The 21,167-nt window shown below is 66.6% G+C and carries 20 protein-coding genes; 8 read left to right on the top strand and 12 right to left on the bottom strand.

Annotation, left to right across the window (positions count from 1 at the left end; translation table 11 throughout):
- Positions 1-163: 163 nt before the first annotated feature.
- Positions 164-616 (bottom strand): MarR family winged helix-turn-helix transcriptional regulator, encoded by a 453-nt coding sequence (locus tag ACQR0U_RS22705; protein WP_434844003.1) that lies wholly within the window; start codon positions 614-616, stop codon positions 164-166.
- A gap of 100 nt (positions 617-716) precedes the next feature.
- Here ACQR0U_RS22705 and ACQR0U_RS22700 point away from each other — a divergent pair, with 100 nt between their 5' ends.
- The 3 genes from ACQR0U_RS22700 to ACQR0U_RS22690 all read left to right on the top strand — a co-directional run bounded on the left by ACQR0U_RS22700 (position 717) and on the right by ACQR0U_RS22690 (position 3,975).
- Complete coding sequence (locus ACQR0U_RS22700) at positions 717-2,639, top strand: FAD-binding monooxygenase (protein WP_434843976.1); 1,923 nt, start codon at positions 717-719, stop codon at positions 2,637-2,639.
- Between the two features lie 136 nt (positions 2,640-2,775).
- Positions 2,776-3,021: a PilZ domain-containing protein gene (locus ACQR0U_RS22695; RefSeq protein ID WP_315712872.1), complete on the top strand. Its 246-nt coding sequence runs from the start codon at positions 2,776-2,778 to the stop codon at positions 3,019-3,021.
- A gap of 84 nt (positions 3,022-3,105) precedes the next feature.
- Positions 3,106-3,975, top strand: a complete 870-nt coding sequence (locus ACQR0U_RS22690) for a tetratricopeptide repeat protein (RefSeq protein ID WP_316183838.1) — start codon at positions 3,106-3,108, stop codon at positions 3,973-3,975.
- A gap of 132 nt (positions 3,976-4,107) precedes the next feature.
- On the opposite strand, the gene ACQR0U_RS22685 is transcribed toward ACQR0U_RS22690, so the two are convergent.
- Genes ACQR0U_RS22685 through cpaB form a run of 4 tightly spaced genes read right to left on the bottom strand, consistent with a single transcriptional unit; the run spans position 4,108 to position 8,446 of the window.
- Positions 4,108-5,376 (bottom strand): AAA family ATPase, encoded by a 1,269-nt coding sequence (locus ACQR0U_RS22685; protein WP_315712868.1) that lies wholly within the window; start codon positions 5,374-5,376, stop codon positions 4,108-4,110.
- Positions 5,373-6,110: a CpaD family pilus assembly protein gene (locus ACQR0U_RS22680; protein ID WP_315712867.1), complete on the bottom strand. Its 738-nt coding sequence runs from the start codon at positions 6,108-6,110 to the stop codon at positions 5,373-5,375. The genes ACQR0U_RS22685 and ACQR0U_RS22680 overlap by 4 nt, the downstream gene beginning before the upstream one ends.
- 33 nt (positions 6,111-6,143) lie before the next feature.
- Positions 6,144-7,613 (bottom strand): type II and III secretion system protein family protein, encoded by a 1,470-nt coding sequence (locus ACQR0U_RS22675; RefSeq protein WP_315712866.1) that lies wholly within the window; start codon positions 7,611-7,613, stop codon positions 6,144-6,146.
- Between the two features lie 17 nt (positions 7,614-7,630).
- Positions 7,631-8,446, bottom strand: coding sequence for a Flp pilus assembly protein CpaB (gene cpaB, locus ACQR0U_RS22670; protein ID WP_434843975.1), 816 nt, complete (start codon positions 8,444-8,446; stop codon positions 7,631-7,633).
- 670 nt (positions 8,447-9,116) lie between these two features.
- Between cpaB and ACQR0U_RS22665 the strand changes: the two genes are divergently transcribed.
- The 3 genes from ACQR0U_RS22665 to ACQR0U_RS22655 all read left to right on the top strand — a co-directional run bounded on the left by ACQR0U_RS22665 (position 9,117) and on the right by ACQR0U_RS22655 (position 11,291).
- On the top strand, positions 9,117-9,809 hold the full coding sequence (locus ACQR0U_RS22665; protein WP_316169703.1) for a PilZ domain-containing protein: 693 nt from the start codon (positions 9,117-9,119) through the stop codon (positions 9,807-9,809).
- A gap of 176 nt (positions 9,810-9,985) precedes the next feature.
- The gene (locus ACQR0U_RS22660; RefSeq protein WP_315712861.1) at positions 9,986-10,141 is read left to right on the top strand and encodes a hypothetical protein; all 156 of its coding nucleotides are present in this window, start codon (positions 9,986-9,988) and stop codon (positions 10,139-10,141) included.
- 220 nt (positions 10,142-10,361) lie between these two features.
- Positions 10,362-11,291: an aspartyl/asparaginyl beta-hydroxylase domain-containing protein gene (locus ACQR0U_RS22655; protein WP_434841815.1), complete on the top strand. Its 930-nt coding sequence runs from the start codon at positions 10,362-10,364 to the stop codon at positions 11,289-11,291.
- Between the two features lie 141 nt (positions 11,292-11,432).
- Here ACQR0U_RS22655 and ACQR0U_RS22650 read toward each other — a convergent pair whose 3' ends face one another.
- The 4 genes from ACQR0U_RS22650 to galE form a co-directional block, all read right to left on the bottom strand.
- The gene (locus ACQR0U_RS22650) at positions 11,433-11,837 is read right to left on the bottom strand and encodes a hypothetical protein (RefSeq protein ID WP_315771443.1); all 405 of its coding nucleotides are present in this window, start codon (positions 11,835-11,837) and stop codon (positions 11,433-11,435) included.
- Between the two features lie 1,106 nt (positions 11,838-12,943).
- Positions 12,944-13,645: a fumarylacetoacetate hydrolase family protein gene (locus ACQR0U_RS22645; protein ID WP_434843974.1), complete on the bottom strand. Its 702-nt coding sequence runs from the start codon at positions 13,643-13,645 to the stop codon at positions 12,944-12,946.
- A gap of 33 nt (positions 13,646-13,678) precedes the next feature.
- Positions 13,679-15,484 (bottom strand): ABC transporter ATP-binding protein, encoded by a 1,806-nt coding sequence (locus ACQR0U_RS22640; protein WP_434843973.1) that lies wholly within the window; start codon positions 15,482-15,484, stop codon positions 13,679-13,681.
- A 102-nt stretch (positions 15,485-15,586) separates the two neighbouring features.
- Complete coding sequence (galE, locus tag ACQR0U_RS22635) at positions 15,587-16,600, bottom strand: UDP-glucose 4-epimerase GalE (protein ID WP_315753283.1); 1,014 nt, start codon at positions 16,598-16,600, stop codon at positions 15,587-15,589.
- Between the two features lie 129 nt (positions 16,601-16,729).
- Between galE and ACQR0U_RS22630 the strand changes: the two genes are divergently transcribed.
- Positions 16,730-17,776 (top strand): glycosyltransferase family 4 protein, encoded by a 1,047-nt coding sequence (locus ACQR0U_RS22630; RefSeq protein WP_434843972.1) that lies wholly within the window; start codon positions 16,730-16,732, stop codon positions 17,774-17,776.
- Here the strand turns inward: ACQR0U_RS22630 and ACQR0U_RS22625 are convergent.
- The 3 genes from ACQR0U_RS22625 to waaF are packed head-to-tail and all read right to left on the bottom strand — an operon-like array spanning position 17,758 to position 20,000.
- On the bottom strand, positions 17,758-18,285 hold the full coding sequence (locus tag ACQR0U_RS22625; protein ID WP_315753279.1) for a D-glycero-alpha-D-manno-heptose-1,7-bisphosphate 7-phosphatase: 528 nt from the start codon (positions 18,283-18,285) through the stop codon (positions 17,758-17,760). The two genes, ACQR0U_RS22630 and ACQR0U_RS22625, sit on opposite strands and share 19 nt — an antisense overlap.
- On the bottom strand, positions 18,286-18,879 hold the full coding sequence (locus ACQR0U_RS22620; RefSeq protein WP_315768717.1) for a D-sedoheptulose 7-phosphate isomerase: 594 nt from the start codon (positions 18,877-18,879) through the stop codon (positions 18,286-18,288).
- Between the two features lie 56 nt (positions 18,880-18,935).
- Positions 18,936-20,000: a lipopolysaccharide heptosyltransferase II gene (gene waaF, locus ACQR0U_RS22615; RefSeq protein WP_316166171.1), complete on the bottom strand. Its 1,065-nt coding sequence runs from the start codon at positions 19,998-20,000 to the stop codon at positions 18,936-18,938.
- 148 nt (positions 20,001-20,148) lie between these two features.
- On the opposite strand from waaF, the gene rfaD reads away from it, so the two are divergent.
- Positions 20,149-21,129, top strand: coding sequence for an ADP-glyceromanno-heptose 6-epimerase (gene rfaD, locus ACQR0U_RS22610; RefSeq protein WP_315768713.1), 981 nt, complete (start codon positions 20,149-20,151; stop codon positions 21,127-21,129).
- The last annotated feature ends 38 nt before the right edge of the window (positions 21,130-21,167 follow it).

Raw genomic sequence — 21,167 nt, 5'->3', positions numbered from 1 at the left:
CACGAGCGGCGCTCGCCTCTATGACGTCAGCTTGGGGCGGCTCTCTCCACATCGTCATGGCCGGGCTGGATCCGGCCATCGATGTCGTTGGGCTTGGAAGAACGCGGATGCCCGGAACCGGTCCGGGGCATGACGGGTAAGCAACCAGCAGTTTTGCTTGGGCTTACCGCTCCGCCGCCCCCTCCCGCAGCGGCGCGCGGCTGAGATCGTTGCCGGCGGCGATCGCCTTCTGCATGAGGCGGACCAACTCCTTCGCCTCGGCCTCGCTGAGGCCGCGCACCATCAGCCGCTGCGCTGCCTCGACCGCCGGCGTGATCGCCTCCAGCGTCCTTCTCCCCTCATCGGTGATAAACAGCTCCCGTGACCGGCGGTCGCGCGCGCTCGCACGGCGGACGACGAGGCCCTTCTGTGCGAGCCGGTCGATCACTCCGGTGATCGTGGTGCGGTCATAGGCGATCAGGCCAGCGAGCGTGATCTGGTCGATGGCCGGGTTGGCCGCGATCGCCGCCAGCGCCGCATATTGCACCGGCGTCAGGTCGAAGCCGGCCGCTTCCACCTCCGCCAGGAACACCGCCACGGCGATCTGCTGAAACCGGCGCGCCAGGTGCCCCGGCATGTCCCGCATCTCGGTCAATTCGAATCTCCTGTCACCAGCTTGACAAGCATACTGATGATCAGCATACTGATCAATAAGAATGGCGAGGGAGGGTGGTCACGTGCAGTTTCATCTCAACGGCTTCCAGCCGGGCGATCCCGAGATCTTCGACGCGGCCGAACGTGTCGCGAGCGCCGGCGCGACCGGCCCGCTGCCGCCCGAGGCCGATGTCCTCATCGTCGGCTGTGGCCCCGCCGGGTTGAACCTCGCTGCCCAGCTTTCCGCTTTTCCGGACATCAGGACCTGCATCGTCGAGCAGAAGCCGGGCCGGCTGCTGCTCGGCCAGGCCGACGGCATCGCCTGCCGCACCATGGAGATGTTCCAGGCCTATGGTTTTGCCGAGAAAGTGCTGAGGGAAGCGTGCTGGATCAACGAGACCACGTTCTGGAAGCCGAGCGACCAAGACAGCAAGCATATCGCGCGCAGCGGTCGCGTGCAGGACGTCGAGGACGGCCTGTCGGAGATGCCGCATGTCGTGCTCAACCAGGCTCGGGTCCACGATTTCTTCCTGGACGTGATGCGCCGTTCGGCCGCGAAGCTCGAGCCGCACTACGCGCGGCGACTGCGTGATCTGCGGATCGATCCGGCCGCGGGCATCGACGCGCACGGCGTGACAGTCAGCTTCGATCGCATTGATCCGGAGCATGAAGGCCAGGTGGAGACGGTGCGCGCGCGCTACGTCGTCGGCTGTGATGGCGCGCGCAGCGTCGTGCGCAAGGCGATCGGCCGCGAGCTGCACGGGGATTCCGCCAACCACGCCTGGGGCGTCATGGACGTGCTCGCCGTGACCGACTTTCCCGACATCCGCTTCAAGTCGCTGATCCAGTCCGCCAAGGACGGCAGCCTGCTGGTGATCCCGCGCGAGGGCGGCTATCTCGTCCGGCTGTATGTCGAGCTCGCCAAGCTCGAGGTCGGCGAGCGCGTGGCCGGGCGCAACATCACCGTCGACGAGGTGATCGCCAAGGCGCAGCGCATTCTCGCGCCTTATACGCTTCAGGTGAAGGAGGTCGCGTGGTGGTCGGTCTACGAGATCGGCCAGCGCATCACCGACAAGTTCGACGACGTGCCCGAGGCCGAGGTGGCAACGCGGCTGCCGCGCGTGTTCATCGCCGGCGACGCCTGCCACACCCACAGCCCGAAGGCGGGGCAGGGCATGAACGTGTCGATGCAGGACACGTTCAATCTCGGCTGGAAGCTCGCCGCCGTGCTGGGCAGGCGTTGCGCGCCGCAGCTCCTGCACAGCTACTCGGCCGAACGGCGGGCCATCGCCCAGGAGCTGATCGATTTCGATCGCGAATGGGCAGGAATTCTTGCCTCCGCCGCCAAGCAGGGCGGCGCCGATGCGGCCAAGACGCAGGACTATTTCGTCCGTCACGGCCGCTACACGGCGGGCACCGCCACGCACTATCGGCCCTCCGTCCTCACCGGCGACGACACCTTCCAGCCGCTCGCCACGGGCTTCGTCATCGGCAAGCGCTTTCACTCGGCGCCGGTCATCCGGCTCGGCGACGCCAAGCCGGCGCAGCTCGGTCACGTCGTCCAGGCCGACGGCCGCTTCCGCATCTTCGCTTTCGCGGCCGCGGAGGATCCGGCCGCGCCGGGGTCCGCGATCCGCCGCCTGTGCACATTCCTCAGCGAGGATTCGGCCTCGCCCGTGCGCCGCCACACCCAGGTGGGCGCCGACATCGACTCCGTGATCGATCTGCGCGCGGTGTTCCAGCAGGGGCATCGCGAACTCGCGCTCGAACGAATGCCGGAGCTGCTGCTGCCGCGGAAGGGCCGTTACGGTCTTATCGACTACGAGAAGATGTTCTGTGCCGATCTGAAGAGCGGCCAGGACATCTTTGCGATGCGCGGCATCGATCGCGCCGCGGGCTGCATCGTGATCGTGCGGCCCGATCAGTATGTCGCCGACGTCCTGCCGCTCGACGACGTCGGGAGGCTGTCGGCGTATTTCGATCGTGTGCTGCTGCCGGTCCGCTGAGGGATGCAGAGGGTAAACGAAACCCAAATCCGGTCGCCGGATTTCCGGGCTTGGCGCTAGCCAGATCCCAAGGTTTCCTCGCTACAAACGAGGTCTCCGGATTGGACGATTGAGTGGGTGAGACGTCGAAATGTTGATGTTGGCGAACCGTCGCAAGAGTGAACGTCGGCTGTGCAGGAGGATCGCGAAGATTCACTATGGCAACGGCAGCCTGCCGCGGGACTGCACGGTCACGGATATTTCCGACGGCGGCGTCAAGGTGATCGCCGAATTCGTCGAGATTCCCCCGCAGTTCACCATCGTCTTCGCGCCCGACCACCAGCGCAAGTGCCGGCTGGCCTGGCGCATCGGCTGCGAGTTCGGCGCCGAATTCATCGATTGAGCGGGCCGGCCGCGCCCGCTTAACGGGACCTTAGGGTTAATCTGCCAGCGTGCAGATCATCCGGTCCCGAAGTAGTTCAGTTGCATGCGTACGCGGCCCCTTCGCTCTCTCCCTCTGCTCCGGCCGGCCGCGTTCGCGCTGTCGTTCACGGCCGTGCTGCTCGGTCTCGGCGCCTGCCAGACCACCGATCTCAGCGAGGTCACGGGGGCACTGGGCGGCAATCCCGAAAGGAGCCGCGCGGCCGCCGCCGACCCGCGCGCCGAGATCGACCAGCTCCGCGAGCGCTTCCGCGCCAATCCCAACGATCCCGAGGTGGCGCTGCGCTATGGCAGCGCCCTGCGCGGCACCGGCCAGCGCTCGCAGGCGGTCGCCGTGCTCGAGCAGGCGACGATCGCCAATCCCGGCAACAAGGCGCTGCTGGCGGCCTTTGGCCGCGCGCTTGCCGACAATGGCAATTTCCAGCAGGCGTTCGACGTGCTCAGCCGCGCGCATTCGCCCGAGGATCCCGACTGGCGCATCCTGTCGGCGCAGGGCGCCACGCTCGACCAGATGGGGCGCAACGAGGAGGCCCGGCAATACTACATGACGGCGCTGAAGATCGCCCCTGACGATCCTTCCGTGCTGTCCAATCTCGGTCTCTCCTATGCGCTCTCGAACGAACTGCCGAAGGCCGAGGAGCAGTTGCGCAAGGCCAGCGCGCACCCCGACGCCAGCCCGCGGGTCCGGACCAATCTCGCCGTCATCGTCGGCCTGCAGGGCCGGATGAGCGAGGCCGAGAGCATCGCGCGTTCGGGGCTGCCGCCGGAGCAGGCCAGCGCCAGCGTCGCCTATGTCAAGCGCATCCTGGAGCGCCGCAAGATCGCGCAGCGCGAGCTGTCGCCGCGCCGCGACCGTCCGGTGGCCGGCGAGCCCGACAAGGCGCTGGCGCGGGCACTCAGCCGGTCCGACGACTAGAGCATGATCCGGAAAGGTTGAAACCGGTTTTCCCTCGCGACAAACGCCAAAGGCGTTTGCGCGGAGATCATGCTCAAACACGGAGATGAGATCATGATGCGAGTCCCTGGAATCGCATCATGATCTCAGGCGCTATTTCGCGCCGAGCAGTTTCGCGATCGGCGCCAGCAGCGAGCCGCGCTGCGGCTTGTGGTCGATCCGTCCGGTGAGCCGGTTCGCGATGTCCTGGAACAGTTTTGGCGTGCGGCTCAGCCCCGATATCTCCGCGATCATCTGGCCGTTGTTGGCGGCGGTGCCGAACAGCTTGCAGTCGAACGGGATGACCGCGACCGGCTCGGCCTCGACGGTCTTGGCGAAGCGCTTCAGGTCGATCTCCGGCCGCTTGGGCATGCCGACCTGGTTCAGGCAGTACAGCGGCGGCCGGTCGTTGGGACGCGAGGCCTTGAGCACGCCGAGCAGGTTCTTGGCGTTGCGCAGGTTCGCCAGATCGGGCTCGGCGACCACGAGGATGTCGTCGGCATTGATCAGCGCATGCCGCGTCCAGGCCGACCATTGGTGCGGCACGTCGAGCACGATGCATTGCTGGGTCATGCGCAGCGTGTCGAAGATCGCGTCGAATGCGTCGGCGCCGAAATCATAGACGCGGTCGAGCGTCGCGGGCGCGGCGAGCAGGTTGAGATTTTCGGTGCATTTGGCGAGCAGGCGCTCCATCAGCGCCGTATCCGGCCGGTCCGGCTGGAACACGGCGTTGGCGATGCCCTGCAGCGGATCCTGGTTGTAGTCCAGCCCCGCGGTGCCGAACGCCATGTCGAGATCGATCACGACCGAATCCAGCGTCAGGTCGCGCGCCATGCTCCAGGCGACGTTGTGGGCGACGGTGGAGGCGCCGACGCCGCCCTTGGCGCCGACCACGGCGATGATGCGGCCGGTGATGACGGCCTCTGAGGCCGAGAACAGGCTGCAGACCGAGCGGATCACGTCGATGGTCTCGACCGGGCCGAGCACGTAGTCGTTGACGCCGCGCCGGACCAGCTCGCGATAGGCGACGCCGTCGGACGGGCTGCCGATCAGCACCACGCGGGTGCCGGGATCGCAGACGCTGGCGAGATCGTCGAGGCCGCCGAGAATGTCGCCGCCGGGCCTGGTCTCGATCACGATGACGTTCGGCGTCGGCTGCGAATGATAGGTCTCGATGGCGCGCGGCATGCCGCCCGCCTTGATCGTGATGTGCGCCTTGCCGAGCCGGCGGTCCTGGCTCGCGGCGAGGATCGCGGCCGAGGTCTGGTCGGTTTCGCAGAATGCCTGCACCGAGACGCGCGGCACCGGCGCGATGTGATCGTCGAGGGCCGGGCCGGTGGGGCCGGGCTGCTCATCCTGGCTCTGACGGGACGCGTTGATCATTTGCCTGTATCGCTGAGCTTGGCCTTGTCGGACTCCGGATACGCCACCGCCGTCGACTCGCCCTTGCGGTACTTCTCGAACAGCGCGGAGCGGCGCGGCGTGTAGGCGGCCATCTCCGAGCGCGGCTGCTCGAGATCGGCCGGGTTGTCGATCATCGCAGCGAGGTTGCGCTGCGTGGCGCAGCCGAAATTCTGATAGTGCTGGTTGCTGCTGTAGCCGGGATTGCTGAAGTTCGGCCCGAGGTCGTCGGGCCACAGCCCGCAGGGACCGGCAACGGCGGCGATCTTCGGATAGCTCAGCCGGATGACGGCGAGCTGCCGCGGATCGTCGGGCATGGTGTTGCGCAGGGTGATCGCGTGCGAGGGAACGCCGCCGGCGGTCAGCACGGCGCGGATCTCGCGGTAGGCGTCGGCCGCGGCGCGTGCATTCGACGTGCCCGTCGGCACCTCCGCCATGATCCCGCCGGTGCCTTCACGCAGCCATGAGCGCGCGAGCCCCGCGACATCCACGCGCTGCTGGTAGGTCAGGCCGCCGCGGCCGCTGCCGATGAAGACGACGGTCGACTGCCGGCCTTCCTCGATCGCGATCGGATGGCGGATCTTGTAGTCGTCCGGGATCGTCGCGACGACCTCACCGGTGGTGGTGTTGCAGGCGCCCAGCGTGAGCGCCAGCCCCGCGATGGCGACGATCCGGCGCAGCGCGCGCCTGCCGTCTGGTATGGATGTTGCCGACATGATCGTTCCCCCGTGCCCCGTCGTCCCGCAATCTCAGTCGATGATGAAGCCGAAGCCGGCCGGCTGTCCCGTGGCCGCGTCGACCCTGGCGGCGATGCCGTACAGCCGGTTCATGCGGCCGAGCAGCGCCGACTCCGAGTCGGTGGCCGGCGCGAAGCCGTCGTCCGGACGCGACAGCTCCTTCTGGGCGACGGCGCGCACGACATAGGGCGTCACCAGCACCATCAGCTCGGTCTCGTTGTTGACGTAGTCCTGGCTGCGGAACAGCTGGCCGAGCACCGGCAGCTGGTTGAGCCCGGGCAGGCCGTTGATCGCCTGCTTGGTCTGGTTCTGGATCAGGCCGGCCATCGCCATCGAGCCACCGGAGGGGATCTCGACCGTGGTCTCGGCGCGGCGGGTGCGGATCGCGGGGATCGTCACCGACGAGGTCGAGGCCGAGGTCAGCGCATAGGACACCGTGATCGCGTTGTCGTTCGACAGCTCCGACACCTCCGTCATCACCCGGAGGCTGATGCGGCCTTCGCCGAGCACGACGGGCGTGAAGTTGAGCGAGATGCCGAACTTCTTGTAGGTGATCGACGTGCTGCAGACCCGCGTGGTGGGATCGCAGGAATAGCCGCCGGGAATCGGGAATTCGCCGCCCGCGATGAAGGTCGCGGATTCGCCGGAGATCGCGGTCAGGTTTGGCTCGGCGAGCGTCTTGACGACACCGGCCGTCTCCATGGCGCGCAGCGTCGCCGAGACCGACGACAAGCCGCCGCCGGTGGCGGAAAGGCCGTTGGGGCCGACCAGCGACTTGCCATAGGCGGTGAACGGGTTCGTGTTGTTGAAGTTCACCACCGCGGTGCCGTAGTTCAGGCTGGCGCTGAGATCGATGCCGAGCTGCTTGACGATCTCGCGCCGGACCTCCGACACGTTGACCTTCAGCATCACCTGATCGCGGCCGCGCACGACGATCGAGTTGACCACCTTGTCGGCACCGCCGACGAGGCGTGCGGCGATCTCGCCGGCCTGCTGCGCCTCGACCGGGCTCGACACCGATCCGGTCAGGATCACGCCTTCGCCGACGCCGTCGATCTTGACGCCGGGAATGCTCTGGCTCAGCGCCTGGCGCACGCCGTTGAGGTCGCGCTTGATCGCGATGTCATAGGCCGCGACCTGCTGTCCCTCGCCGTCGAAGAACACGACGTTGGTCTGGCCGACTGCGGCGCCGATGATGTAGGCGCGCCGGGCCGAACGGACGACCGCGTTGGCGACCTTGGGATCGGCGACCAGCACGTCCTTGACGTCCTGCGGGAAGTCGACGACCACCGACTTGCCGATGCCGAGCGAGAGGAAGCGCACCTTCGACGAGCCGACCGACACCACCGGCGTCTCCAGCCTGTCGTCAGCCGCCTTCACCGGCGTCAGCGCCGGATTGAGCGCAAGCCCGATCACGGCCGATGTCGATAGCGCGCGGACGACCCACGTCCCGAATTTTGCGCGTTGATGCCCACCCATCATCTTCCTCGTCCTTTCGGTCACTTCTGCGCCGTGAGCGAGCTCGTGATCCCATAGCGAATGATCTCGATGGCGCTGCCCCGTCGCGCCATCTGCTGCTGCTGTTGCTGCGCCTCGGTCTTGTTGCCGTCGGCGGCGTTCACGTCGGCGATGCTGCGCAGCGCCAGCGCCAGCGAGCCGGCCTGTCGCGCGCGCGCCAGGGTCTCGGCCTGCTCGGGCCTGAGCTCGAGCGTCACCGTCTTGCCGACGACGGTGTTCTGGCCTTCCTTCTCCTTCGGCGCCTGATCGATCGCGAGCACGCGGACGTTGGAGAGAATGATCTCGGAGCTGACGAAGTCGGCGGTGCCGGGCTTGTCAGGGTTCTTGTCGCGCTTCGACAGGATGACGTCGACGCGGTCGTTCGGCAGGATGAAGCCGCCGGCGCCGGTCTCGGGTGAGATCTCGGTGGAGATCGCGCGCATGCCCGCGGGCAGGATCGCCGCCATGAAGCCGGAGCCGTCCGCCTTCACCAGCTTCTGCTCGCGGATCGGCTCGCCGATCACGAACGGCGAACGGGCGATGGTGCCGACCAGCTGATTGGCCGCCTCGGGACGGTCGCCGCGCCGGATGAAGATGTTGCTCGCGGCCTCGGGCCAAGTCTGCCAGATCAGGTCGCCGGGCTTGATCGCCTGTCCGAGCCCGATGTCGGTCTTGGCGACCAGCACCTCGACCGTCGGCAACTGCACGACCGGCGCCGCCGGCGTCTGCCGCTGGCCGTCGGAATTGCTGACCAGATAGGCCGCAACGCCGCCCGCGCCGAGAGCGATGGTTAACACCACGATGCGTGCGGTCATCATACGCGTGACTACTTTGCTTACTCATACGCCTGGGGCGACGCGCGAGCCGACTGACAGCCGTCCCCCTCACTTACGACTAAGCGGCAATAGTATAAGCGAAATTGAACGGCGTGGGCTGCAGCAGCTGCCGTGCCGACCGATTGCGCAAGTGGTGAACAGGTTGTTAGCAAGCAAATAGCGAAACGACGCGAATGTGTTAGCTGTTTGCTGGCAGCGCGGTTGCGCGCGCTGATAGTTGCTCGCCAGATTGAATGAAATTGTGAGTTGCAGCCACGCCTCGGTGGTCGCGCGTTAGGATGAATCATTGACTAATCACGTTGGACGCGAACGCACGCTCATCGTGAGACGGTGTGCGTCGTGGCGCGATGGCGCCGCGGCTGATGCGATCAGCCGCTCGTGCCCGGACGAACAAGTGCCGCGCCGCACCGTAATCCGACGGGCCGACATTTTTAGAAAGCAGAAACGGGTTGGACATACGATTCCGTTGAGCGGGATTTCCGTTTCGGATTCAGATTTCCTCAAGAATTTGCGCGCACGGTCCGGGGCATGGCGGCTTTGCCCATTTCGAGTTAGTTCGACCGAAAATGCATGCAGAAATTGTAACAGGCATATCGTGCCTCGGCGGGGGCCGGGCCATCGGGGACATCATGGGTTCGAGGGGAGACGTGCAATGTCGGTTGCTCGATTCCTGAAGCAGCGCGCGGTCAGGATTCAGACGGTCGGGTCCTACACGCTTCCGAACTGGTATTCCCCGGAAGGACGGCTGCGATCCTTCGCCTGCCGCACCACGCGGGTGTCGCCGTTTCGCGCGCTGCTCGAGGTGCCCGTGGTCGGCAAGGTCGGCGATCGCCTGACCTCGTATTTCCGCGACTTCGGCAAGTTCGAAGGCGAGATCAGCGACACCGTGCATGGCGGCTTTCTGCTCGAGCTGGAGATGACGCGCGCCGAGCGCGCCAAGCTCGCCGAGAAGCTGGTCTGGCTGGAGAAGAAGCAGAAGGATCCGTCGATCCGCGATTCCCGCCGCGATGCGCGCTTCGTGCCGAACTCGCCGCATTCGGCGCTGACGCTCGCCGACGGCAGCTGCATCCCGTGCTTCGTGATTGATGCCTCGATGTCGGGCGCCGCGGTCTCGGCGGAGATCCAGCCGGAGATCGGCACGCCGCTGGCGGTGGGCAGTTGCATCGGCCGTGTCATCAGGCATTTCCCCGACGGCTTCGCCGTCCGCTTCGTCGACCAGTTGCCAGGCGCCAACGAGCTCGAACGGCGGGTCATCACACCGCCGGTGCGCCCGATGCGGCGGCAGCTCGTGGTGCACGGCGATGACCGCCTGATCGGGGCGCCGGAGGACTTCTTCCTGGTGTGACGGCGGCGCTCCTGCGGCGCTCGACGGCGGCCGCTCCGGCCTGCGCGGTTTCGCGTATGGAGCGGCGGTAGGAATCGCGGCATGGGAACCGGCGGCCGTCCGCACGGTTAACGCGATGTTAATCGGCATCGTGACAGCTTGCGCGTGCCGGGTGCATTGCCAGGAGGACCAGTCCCATGGAGGCCCAGAAGACCGCGGTGGATGCCATCGTCGTCCTGACCGGCTGCGACCGCGACGCGGTGGCCGCCTTCATCCGCCGCATGTATCTGGCGGGCGTCCGGGACCCCAAGCGGCTGACCTTCAAGGGCCTGCAGGAGCTGACGCGGGCTTAGCGCGATCGCGAGCCGGGGCCGGCGGCTGTTGCAGCCGGGTCACGCCGCAGAACTTTCAACCCCGATTCCCGTTCACAACCCTCGTGCGAAGGGATGCGGCCGGTCGCGCTTGCGGCTAAATTGAGGCGCTTGGCCGGCATCAGAGCACCCCTTCGATCTCGCCCAGAAGGCGACACATCTGCGCAACACGCTCTGAGCGGCCGGATCATGGGTCCCGGACATGCTCAGACAGCTCTTCGCGCCACAGCTCATCGGCCTCTACATCCTGATCGGGGCCACCATCTACGTCCACTTCCGCGGCAAGCAGCGGCTGCGCTTCGCCCGCCAGCTCGGCGACCACTCCACCTATCTCGCCCCCTACAACGTGCTGATGTATGCCGGCTCGGCTGTGCCCAACACGCCGGTGATCCCGGTGGAGCAGTTTCCGGAGCTCTCGAGGCTCACCGACAACTGGCAGGAGATCCGCGAGGAGGCCGTGCGTCTGTTCGACGAGGGCTTCATCCGCGCCGCGGCGGCGAACAACGACTGGGGCTTCTACTCGTTCTTCAAGAGCGGCTGGAAGCGCTTCTATCTGAAATGGTACGACGACTTCCTGCCGTCGGCGCGCACGCTGTGCCCGAAGACGGTCGAGCTGCTGAACGCCATCCCGAACGTCCATGGCGCGATGTTCGCGATGCTGCCGCCCGGCGGCAAGCTCGGCGCCCACCGCGATCCCTTCGCCGGCTCGCTGCGCTATCATCTGGGGCTCGTCACCCCGAACTCCGACAAGTGCCGTATCCTGGTCGACGGCGTGCCCTGCGTCTGGCGCGACGGCGAGGCCTTCATGTTCGACGAGACCTTCATCCACAGCGCCGAGAACGCCACCGACGTCAACCGCATCATCCTGTTCTGTGACGTCGAGCGCCCGATGAAGCTCGGCTTCATCGCCGCCATCAACCGCTGGGTCAGCCACCACATCGTCAAGGCCTCGGCGACGCAGAACGTCGAGGGCGAGCACGTCGGCGTGCTGAACAAGGTGTTCGGCAAGCTGTATGAGTTTCACCTCGCGACGCGGAAGGTGAAGGCGTGGAACAGGACGGTGTACTATGCGGCGAAGTACACGCTGACAGTCGCGATCGTCGGCGCGATCGTGGTGTCGGCGTTCCGGTGAGGCACCGAGTAGGGCGGATTAGCGGAGCGTAATCCGCCGCTTCTTCTCCGCGGAGGGACGGCGGATTACGCCTTCGGCTAATCCGCCCTACGCGTTCCAAAGATGGGTTCGGAACGGACGTTCGCGGTCACTCTGCCGTGGTCAGGGGTATGGCGGGTGCCAAATCGCAAATGGCGGGCTCCATTGGCCGGAATCGTTCAGTACGAGCAGGACCGCAGCGCCACGCGCCGCCGAGGTCCCATTGAAGAGCGAGAACTGGATGCTGTGGTCATTTCGTTCCTCTCCCTTGAAGAACGCCGAAGTCTTCATCGCCTTCGACGCCACGTCGGCCGTACAACCTTCCGCGGGAAGGTGACGGTGCACGACCGAAAGAACTTCATTCAAGTCTCGAGGGTGCTGCGCCAGTAGATTGTCGATCTTCAAGACGAACGTGGAAAGTTGGCTTTCACAGTTAGCGCGCCCGGCATCTTGCGCGTTGGTTGAGGGCGTGCCACCCGAGACGCCAACGAGTGCTGCTGCCAACGCCACTATCAATTTTCTCTGCATCTACTCCACCTGGGCTCAGGTACCTTGCCGCAATCGACGCAAACGGCAAATGGATGGCCAAGACGTTGAGATCTCGATGATTGTGTTATTGCCTACGTCAAGCCCGGCCGCTATCGGCGCAGCGATGGTTCGTTAAGCGGAATCTAACGGAGCTAAGAACTGTCCGCTGTGCGGATCACCATCAGGGGACTGCCGACCTCTTCTAAAAAGATACGAGCTGCTTGACAATTTCGCCAAATCAGCATTATGGTCCGCCCCATCCCGTTGCACGGTATGGGGACGGTTCGCGGTCGTCACGGACGTTGGCAGCGGGGAGCGGTGGACGCGGGGCGGCGGCGTGTGATGAGCACGGACGAACGCTTTCCTCGTGGACGGTGAAGGCGTGTGGTTCTGACACTCCGACGCTAGTGTCAACGTTGCGACGACGCTAACGCGTCGCGTAGCGGATGGTGGCCAGAAAGCCCGGTGCACCAGGAAGAGCGCGCTATAGCCTGTTAAAACCATCGCGCGGGGAAGGCCGGGTGTGTTCGGCCAGACCTGTGGTGACTGCCGCCTGCTTTTTTTCTGCAGGCGGGCCACGGGCGCGGCCAGCGCCCGGCCTTCCCTGCGCCCTCCATCTGGAGAGGGCGGGAATTGGAGCATCACTCGGGCGCGGAATGCGTCGCGAGGCAGTGGATGCTCGTTCCCTGTTCAGCCCGATGCTGTTTGAGATTGTGGATCAGTGTTGCCGCTTGCGTCCCTGCGAGCGCAGCGAAGCAATCCAGCGTCCTCGTGACGCCTTGGATTGCTTCGCGACGCTCGCAATGACGGAGTGTGGGGCGGGCTCCGCGGCGCGCCGCGAGGTCGGTGCTTACCCTCCCCTGGAGGGGGAGGGTCGCTCGCGCGCGAAGCGGGCGAGCGGGGTGGGGTGATCTCTCAGCGGGCGCCGTTGCGAGCGGAGAGATCACCCCACCCCGCCTCACGTGTCGCTGCGCTCCTCGTGAGGCAACCCTCCCCCTCCAGGGGAGGGTGATCCCGGTGCTTGGCTGCGATTGGGCGCCAGACCAAAAAAAGCCGCGCAGAGCGCGGCTTTTTGGAAGTGTTGCGAGGACCGTGGGCGCGTCGGCTTACGCCGCCGCAGGCCCGATCGAGACCTTCAGCGTGCCCACGCCGTCGACGCCGCATTCGATCTTGTCGCCCGGAACGACCGCGGCGACGCCGGCCGGAGTGCCGGTCATGATGATGTCGCCGGCGGCGAGCTCGACCTGCTGGGAGAGCTTCCAGATGATCTCCGGCACGTTCCAGATCAGCTCGGAGAGGTCGCCGGTCTGGCGCTCGGTGCCGTTGACCGACAGCCAGATCTTGCCCTTCGACGGATGGCCGATCTTGGACGCGGGCTGGATCGCCGAGCAGGGCGCGGAATGGTCGAACGACTTGCCGACCTCCCAGGGGCGCTGCATCTTGCGGGAGGCGAGCTGCAGGTCGCGGCGGGTGAGGTCGATGCCGACGGCGTAGCCGTAGACGTGGTCGAGCGCCTTGTCGGTCGGAATGTTGAGGCCGCCGCTCTTCAGCGCGACCACCAGCTCGACCTCGTGATGCATGTCCTGGGTCAGCGGCGGGTAGGGGATCACGGCGCCCTCGGGCGCCAGCATGTCGGCATGCTTGGCGAAGAAGAACGGCGGATCGCGCTCGTCATTGCCCATTTCGCGGATGTGCTCGAGATAGTTGCGGCCGACGCACCAGATGCGGCGGACCGGGAAGACACCGGCTTCGCCGACGACGGGAAGCGAAGGCTGCGGGAAGGCCGGGATGACGGTGGAGGCGCTCATGAAATGGATCTCGGGTGCGGTGAAATAAGCGGGTCAGGACGTCGCGGTCATGGGGATGACGTTCGGCCCCATGTCGCGCTGTTGCAGGCGGAAGAACGAAGCATAGCGGCCGCCACGGCGCAACAGATCGTCATGCCGGCCGCGCTCGACGATCTCGCCGCCCTCGACCACCAGGATGGAATCGGCGTTCATGATGGTGTGCAGGCGATGCGCGATGACGATGGTGGTGCGGTTCTGGCAGAGATGCTCGATGGCCTCCTGCACCTGCCGCTCCGACTCGGAGTCCAGCGCCGCGGTGGCCTCGTCGAGCAGGATGATCGGCGCGTTGCGGATCAGCGCACGCGCCACCGCGATGCGCTGGCGCTGGCCGCCGGAGAGCTGGGTGCCGTGCTCGCCGACCGGCGTGTCGTAGCCGAGCGGGAAGCCCATGATGAAGTCGTGGGCGCAGGCCGCCTTCGCCGCCTCGATGATCTCGGCCTCGGTCGCGCCCGGCTTGCCGAAGGCGATGTTGGCGCGGATCGAGTCGCGGAACAGGTAGACGTCCTGGCCGACATAGGCGGTCTGCTCGCGCAGGGAGCGGCGCGAGACCTGCGCGATCGACTGGCCGTCGATCAGGATGTCGCCCGAGGTCGCCTCGTAGAAGCGCAACAGCAGCGCCAGCACCGTCGACTTGCCGCCGCCGGACGGGCCGACCAGCGCGGTGACCTTGCCGGGCTCGGCGACGAAACTCATGCGGTTGAGCACCGGCTCGTTGTCGCGATAGGCGAAGGAGACGTCGCGCAGCTCGATCTTGGCTTGCGTCAGCTTCAGCGCCGGCTTGTCGTCGTCCGGCTGCTCGCTGGCCGGGCTGTCGACCACTTCGAGCAGCATGCGCGCGCCGACGAGCTGGCTGTTGAGATCGATGTTGAGCCGCGCCAGCCGCTTCGCCGGCTCGGTCGCCATCAGGAAGGCGGTCATGAACGAGAAGAACTGGCCGGGCGTGGCGTTGAGCGCGACCACGGCATAGCCGCCATACATCAGGCAGCCGGCGACGGCGAAGCCGCCGAGCATCTCCATCAGCGGGTTGGAGCGGTTGGAGACGCGGGCCATCTTGTTGGCGTTGCGCTCGACCACCGCGATGTTCTCGTCGATGCGCGCGCGCATCGCGTCCTCGAGCGTGAACGCCTTGACGGTGCGGATGCCCTGCAGCGATTCCTGCATGGTCTCGAGGATGTCCGCATTGCCGGTAAACTGGCTGTGGGCGAGGCCCTTGATGCGCTTGACCAGCTTGCGCAGCACCAGCATGGCCGGCGGCACGACGACGAGGCCGAGCAGCGACATCCAGGGGTCCTGCGCGACCATCACGGCGATCATGCTGATCAAGAGCAGCAGGTCGCGGCCGATCGCGTTGATCAGCATGGTCAGGACGTCGGTGATCGACTTGGCGCCGGCGGTGAGGCGTGCCAGGAACTCCGACGAATGCCGCTCGGAGAAGAAGCCGATGCTCTCGCTCATCAGCTTCGCGAACAGCGCGCGCTGGTTGTTGGCGAGGATCGCGTTCGAGATCTTCGACAGGATCACCGCATAGCCGTAGGTCGAGACGCCCTTGACGAACAAGAGCAGCACGGTGACGCCGGAGAGCACCGCGATGCCGGGGATGCTCTTGTCGACATAGGCCTTGTTGATGACCTGGCCGAGGATGTAGGCGGCGCCGGCGCTGGCGCCGGCCGAGACCGCCATCAGCGCGAAGGCGGTGAGATAGCGGCGCCAGTAGAGGATGCCCTGTTCCATCACGAGGCGGCGGATCAGGATCGCGGCGCCATAGGGATCGTCGGTGATCTTCTTCGGAAATTCGGCCATTCTGGTCCCTGGCCGCCGGGACAAATCGCCGGGCGGACAGCAGTGCTTGCCCGCTCGGGGCGGCTTTTTCAAGCCCCCCGGCGTCCGGCTAAGTCGTTGATTCTAGGCCGAGGCCCGCTGCAGCGTGCCGCTGTGGCGTTCCAGGAACAGTTTCTCCTCCCAGGCCAGCGCATGGGCGGCGATCGTTTCCAGATCGTCATAGATCGGCGTCCAGTCGAGCAGCGCCTTCAGACGGCTGGTGTCGGCGACCATGCTCATGATGTCGCCGGGGCGCCGCGGCGCGTATTGGACGGGAATGGCGCGGCCGGAGACGCGCCGGACGGCCTCGATGGTCTCGAGCACGGAATAGCCGCGGCCGTACCCACAATTCAGCGTGACCGAGCTGCCGCCGGCGCGCAGATAGGCCAGCGCGGAGCGGTGCACCTGGGCGAGATCGCAGACATGGATGAAATCGCGGATGCAGGTGCCGTCGGGGGTCGGATAATCCGTGCCGTAGACGTCGATCTTGGCGCGCTGGCCGGTCGCGACCTCCATCGCGATCTTCATCAGGTGCGTCGCGCCGACGGTGGCAAGCCCGGCTCGTCCGAACGGATCGGCGCCGGCGACGTTGAAGTAGCGCAGCACCACGTAGTTGAGGTCATGTGCCGAGGCCACGTCGTGCAGTATGATCTCGGCCATCAGCTTCGAGGTGCCGTAGGGCGAGGTCGGACGGGTCGGCGCGCTCTCGGGCACCGGCACCTCGTTCGGATTGCCGTAGACGGCCGCGGTCGAGGAGAACACGAAGCGGCTGACGCCGCGCTTGACCGCCGCATTCAACAGGCTGCGCGTGGTCATGGTGTTGTTGCGGTAGTAGAGCAGCGGATCGCGCACCGATTCCGGCACCACGACCGAGCCCGCCAGATGGATGATGCTGTCGACGCCGTGCTGGCCGATGACGCCGTCGACGAGATTTTCATCGCCGGCATCGCCGATGAACAGCGGCACGCCGTCGGGCACGAAGGCGGAAAAGCCGCTCGAAAGGTTGTCGATCACCACGACGCTTTCGCCGGCTTCCGCCAGCGCGAGCACCATGTGGCTGCCGATATAGCCGGCGCCGCCGGTCACGAGCACGGTCATTGTTTGACGCGATCCCTGTTTGTTTCCGGCAGACTAACGCCCGCGAAATGAACGACCTGTTGCGTGCATAGCGAACTGGCGGCGATGCTTAATGTTGCGTATAGGGAACCGCTGCAATTGGAGTTGAGTGTGCAAGCCGAGCCGTTTTCCGCCGCAGATCTCGACGTGATCGTGCCCAACCTGCATCGGCGCTATTCCGGCGTGACGGCGACCAACCGGATGGTGGCGCCGAAGCTGGCGAGGCTGGTGCGCGCGGCGTGGCTCGGCTCCTACGCGCCCGAAGGGATCGCGCGGATGCGCGCGAGCGATCTGTTCAAATTGTGGGGCCGGCGGCGGCCGCTGATCTGGCATGCCCGCCGCAACGACGAGATGATCGTCGGCGTGATCATGCGGGCGCTCGGCTGGCCGTTGAAGCTGGTGTTCACCTCGGCCGCGCAGCGCCATCACAGCTGGATCACGCGCTGGCTGATCCGCCGCATGGACGCGATCATCGCGACCAGCGACATCTCGGCGTCCTATCTGAAGCGCGAAGCGACGGTGGTGACGCATGGCGTCGACACCGAAGTGTACTCCCCGCCGGCGGATCGCGCCGCGGCCTTCGCCGAGAGCGGACTGCCGGGCAAATATGCCATCGGCTGCTTCGGCCGCGTCCGCGCGCAGAAGGGCAGCGACGTGTTCGTCGCCGCGATGTGCCGGCTGCTGCCGCGTTTTCCGGAGTTTTCCGCGGTGCTGGTCGGCGCCGTGACGCCGGAGCAGATGCCGTTCGCGAGCGAGCTGAAGAAGCAGATCGCCGCCGCGGGCCTGGAGCAGCGCATCGTCATCGCCGGCGAGCTCGACATCGCCGACGTGCAGCGCTGGTACCAGCGCCTCACGATCTACGCCTTCACCTCGCGCAACGAAGGCTTTGGTCTCACCTTGATCGAGGCGATGGCCGTGGGTGCGGCGCTGGTCGCGGCGCGTGCAGGCGCGGCGGAGATCGTGGTTGAGGATGGCGTCACAGGCGTGCTGGTCCCGCCCGGCGACGTCGATGCGCTGGTCGCAGCGCTCGAGCCATTGATGCGGGATCCGGATGCCGCACAGACGATGGGCGCGCGGGCCCGGACGCGCGTGGTGGAGAAATTCAGCCTCGAGGCCGAGGCCGACAAGATCGCAGCCGTCTATCGCGAACTGGTCTGAGCGATGATGTCGGCGACGAACGCATCGAGATCGCCGCCGGCGAACAGGAAGCCGGGCAGGCCGGCGGCTTCGGCCGCCGCGATGTCCGAGGCGCGGTCGCCGATCACGAAGCTGCCCTCGCGCCTGATGGGCCAGTGCTGCATCAGGTCGAGGATCATGCCGGGGGCCGGCTTGCGCCAGGGATGCTCGCGCAGATAGCGCTCGACGGAGCCTTCGGTGTGGTAGGGGCAGTAGCGGACGTCGTCGATCACAGCCCCCTGCGCCGCGAGCTCGGCCCGCATCCAGTCGTGCAGGTCCGTGACGTCATCCTCCGAGAACAGCCCGCGCGCCACGCCGGACTGGTTGGTGAACAGGAAGACGTGATAGCCGGAGTCATTGAGCCGCCGGATCGCCTGCGCCACGTTCGGCATCCAGCGGATGCGCTCCGGTGAGCCGATGTAGTTGTCGTCGTGATTGATGACGCCGTCGCGGTCGAGAAACGCCGCCGGCTTGAGCTGAGCGGTCGTCATCTAGCCCTCGTCCTGCATCAGCGCCGCTTCGATCATCTCGCAGATGCCATGCGCCGTCGCGAGATGGATCTGCTGGATCAGCGGCGTGTCGTCGCTCGGCGCCACCAGCAGCTCGTCACACAATTCGCCCATCGGGAGGCCCTTGGCGCCGGTGAAGCCGACCGTGACCAGTCCGCGCTCGCGCGCCTTGCGCAGCGCGTTGAGGATGCTCGGCGAGCGGCCGGAGGTCGAGATCGCCAGCAGCACGTCGCCCGGTGTACCGAGCCCTTCGACCTGGCGGGCGAAGACGTGATCGAAGCCGTAGTCGTTGCCGATCGCGGTCAGCGCCGAGGTATCGGTCGTCAGCGCGATCGCGGCATAGGCGGGCCGCTCCTGCCTGTAGCGGCCGACGATCTCGGCGGCGATGTGCTGCGCGTCCGCCGCGCTGCCGCCATTGCCGACGATCAGCAGCTTGTGGCCGCCACGCAGCGCAGAGATGATTTTCGTTGCGATCCGCCCGGCGCTGGTGAGCATCGCGGCATCGTCGGCCGCGCGCTCCATGGCGGCGCGGGAGCGGGCGAGATGGTTGGCGATCGGGTCGAGGGCGCGGGTCACGTGGCGGCTCAGGTTACGTCAGGGCCGGTGTATGGGGCGCGGTGTCGCTTCGCAAGCTAGTGCACGACCGGTATTGCCGCGTCGGCAAGGACCTGCTGGGCGATGGCGGCGACATCGGTCGCCGGAATGTCGCGCATGCAGCGGTGGTCGTTCATCCGGCAGACCGGCCGGTGGCAGGGCTGGCAGGGGACCTGTGTCCTGGTCTGGACCGTCGCCGCGAGGCCGTTCAGCGGCGCCCAATGGTATGGGCTGGTCGGACCGAAGATGCCCATGGTCGGCGTCCCCAACGCCGCGGCGATGTGCATGAGCCCCGAATCATTGGAGATCGCGACGCTGGCCGCCGCCATGGCCAGGATGCCGTTGCGCAGGTCGGTTCCGGTGAGGTCGCGGACGTCCGGGCCGCCAGCGGCGACGATCTCGGCGGCGAGCGCTTTCTCGCCGGGGCCGCCGACCACCCAGACGTCGAGGCCGGCCCCGCGCAGCAGCCGGGCCGCCTCGCCGTAATAGGGCCAGCGCTTGGCGGCACCCACCGATCCCGGTGCCAGCGCCACGGCCGGGCGGTTCCCCAGGCCATTGGCCTCGCGCCAGCGCGCGACGTCCTCCGGCGGCACCCGCAGCTGCGGGACCGGCCATTCCGGCGGCAGGGGCGCCCCGTCGGGCAGCGCCAGCGCGGCATTCTTGTCGATGAAGCGGGGCAGCGCCTTCTCGCCCCAGCGCCAGCGGTTGAGCAGGCCGAAGCGGACCTCGCCGACGAAGCCCACCCGCTCGGGGATGCCGGCCAGCGCCGGTGCCAGCGCCGATTTCCAGGTCCGCGGCATCACCAGGGCGGTCCGATAGCGACGTTCGCGCAACATCGCGGCGAGCTGCCATTGCCGGCCGAGCGCCAGCCGGCTGCGCGGCAGATCCCAGACGATGCCGGAGCGGACCCCGGGCATGTAATCGACCAGCGGCGCGCACAGCGACGTCACCAGCAGGTCGACCGGCCGATTCGGCCAGCGCTCCTTGAGCACCCGCACCACGGTGTGGCCGCGCACGAAATCGCCGATCCACATATAGGGGATGATCAGGATCGGGCTGGTGTCCGCCGCGTCCACCTCGACCTTGGCCGAATTCGAATTCATTCTTTGTCTGCCTAGCTCAGGCGCGCTGGTAGCCGCTCGGCCGCCGCAGGTAAAGTGGGCCGAGCGGGCCGTCACCAAAGCGCTTACACTTTGCCGCCGCATGCGCTACGCGAGGGCCGGGGTTTTCGGGATCAGGACGGGTTGCGGAATGTTGCTGGTGACCGGCGGCGCCGGGTTTATCGGATCGAATCTGGTCGCGGCGCTGAACGACGCCGGCCGGACCGATGTCGTGGTCTGTGACACGCTCGGCAGCGAGGGCAAGTGGCGCAACCTGGCCAAGCGGCAGCTGGCCGACGTCGTGCCGCCTTCCGATCTGGACGTCTGGCTGAAGGGGCGCCGGCTCGAGGCCGTCCTGCACATGGGCGCGATCTCCGCGACCACGGTGGTCGACGGCGATCTCGTGATGGAGCGCAACTTCCGCAGTTCCTTGCGCCTGCTCGACTGGTGTACGGCCAACACCACGCCGTTCATCTACGCCTCGTCGGCGGCGACCTATGGCGACGGCGCGCAGGGCTTCGTCGATGAGCCGTCGCTGGCGGCGCTGAAGACGTTGCGGCCGATGAATCTCTATGGCTGGAGCAAGCATCTGTTCGACATGGCGGTGGCCGCGCGCGCCGAGCGCGGCGAGAGGCTGCCGCCGCAATATGCCGGGTTGAAGTTCTTCAACGTGTTCGGTCCCAACGAGTACCACAAGGGATCGATGATGAGCGTGCTGACCCGCCGCTTCGACGACATCAAGGCCGGACACACGCTGCAACTGTTCAAGTCGCACCGCGAAGGCATCGCCGACGGCGACCAGCGCCGCGACTTCATCCATGTCGACGACGTCGTCCGCGTGATGCTGTGGCTGTTGGCCTCTCCCTCCGTCTCGGGCCTGTTCAACGTCGGCACGGGCCAGGCGCGCAGCTTCAAGGACATGATGCTGGCGGCCTATGCTACGCTCGGTGCGACGCCGCGGATCGAGTACATCGACATGCCCGAAGCGATTCGCGGCAGCTACCAGTATTTCACCCAGAGCAAGGTCGACCGGCTGTTGGCGGCCGGCTACAACGGCGGCTTCACGTCGCTCGAGGATGCGGTCGCTGGCTATATCCGGAACTATCTCGATTCCGCCGACCGCTTCCGCTAGACGATCTGGTTCCGACCATTGCACCGAGACTGCCGCTG

Source organism: Bradyrhizobium sp. HKCCYLRH3097 (genome assembly GCF_051167875.1).
Taxonomy (GTDB): domain Bacteria; phylum Pseudomonadota; class Alphaproteobacteria; order Rhizobiales; family Xanthobacteraceae; genus Bradyrhizobium.
The sequence above is the reverse complement of the archived record's forward strand: the minus strand, read 5'-3'. Positions and strand labels throughout refer to the sequence as shown.

Bases quoted from the DNA above. Each gene is read 5' to 3' on its own strand.
- ACQR0U_RS22705 (WP_434844003.1), bottom strand. From the start codon at position 616: ATGCCGGGGCACCTGGCGCGCCGGTTTCAGCAGATCGCCGTGGCGGTG.
- ACQR0U_RS22695 (WP_315712872.1), top strand. From the start codon at position 2,776: ATGTTGGCGAACCGTCGCAAGAGTGAACGTCGGCTGTGCAGGAGGATC.
- ACQR0U_RS22690 (WP_316183838.1), top strand. From the start codon at position 3,106: ATGCGTACGCGGCCCCTTCGCTCTCTCCCTCTGCTCCGGCCGGCCGCG.
- ACQR0U_RS22685 (WP_315712868.1), bottom strand. From the start codon at position 5,376: ATGATCAACGCGTCCCGTCAGAGCCAGGATGAGCAGCCCGGCCCCACC.
- ACQR0U_RS22680 (WP_315712867.1), bottom strand. From the start codon at position 6,110: ATGTCGGCAACATCCATACCAGACGGCAGGCGCGCGCTGCGCCGGATC.
- ACQR0U_RS22675 (WP_315712866.1), bottom strand. From the start codon at position 7,613: ATGATGGGTGGGCATCAACGCGCAAAATTCGGGACGTGGGTCGTCCGC.
- cpaB (WP_434843975.1), bottom strand. From the start codon at position 8,446: ATGATGACCGCACGCATCGTGGTGTTAACCATCGCTCTCGGCGCGGGC.
- ACQR0U_RS22665 (WP_316169703.1), top strand. From the start codon at position 9,117: ATGTCGGTTGCTCGATTCCTGAAGCAGCGCGCGGTCAGGATTCAGACG.
- ACQR0U_RS22660 (WP_315712861.1), top strand. From the start codon at position 9,986: ATGGAGGCCCAGAAGACCGCGGTGGATGCCATCGTCGTCCTGACCGGC.
- ACQR0U_RS22655 (WP_434841815.1), top strand. From the start codon at position 10,362: ATGCTCAGACAGCTCTTCGCGCCACAGCTCATCGGCCTCTACATCCTG.
- ACQR0U_RS22650 (WP_315771443.1), bottom strand. From the start codon at position 11,837: ATGCAGAGAAAATTGATAGTGGCGTTGGCAGCAGCACTCGTTGGCGTC.
- ACQR0U_RS22645 (WP_434843974.1), bottom strand. From the start codon at position 13,645: ATGAGCGCCTCCACCGTCATCCCGGCCTTCCCGCAGCCTTCGCTTCCC.
- ACQR0U_RS22640 (WP_434843973.1), bottom strand. From the start codon at position 15,484: ATGGCCGAATTTCCGAAGAAGATCACCGACGATCCCTATGGCGCCGCG.
- galE (WP_315753283.1), bottom strand. From the start codon at position 16,600: ATGACCGTGCTCGTGACCGGCGGCGCCGGCTATATCGGCAGCCACATG.
- ACQR0U_RS22625 (WP_315753279.1), bottom strand. From the start codon at position 18,285: ATGACGACCGCTCAGCTCAAGCCGGCGGCGTTTCTCGACCGCGACGGC.
- waaF (WP_316166171.1), bottom strand. From the start codon at position 20,000: ATGAATTCGAATTCGGCCAAGGTCGAGGTGGACGCGGCGGACACCAGC.
- rfaD (WP_315768713.1), top strand. From the start codon at position 20,149: ATGTTGCTGGTGACCGGCGGCGCCGGGTTTATCGGATCGAATCTGGTC.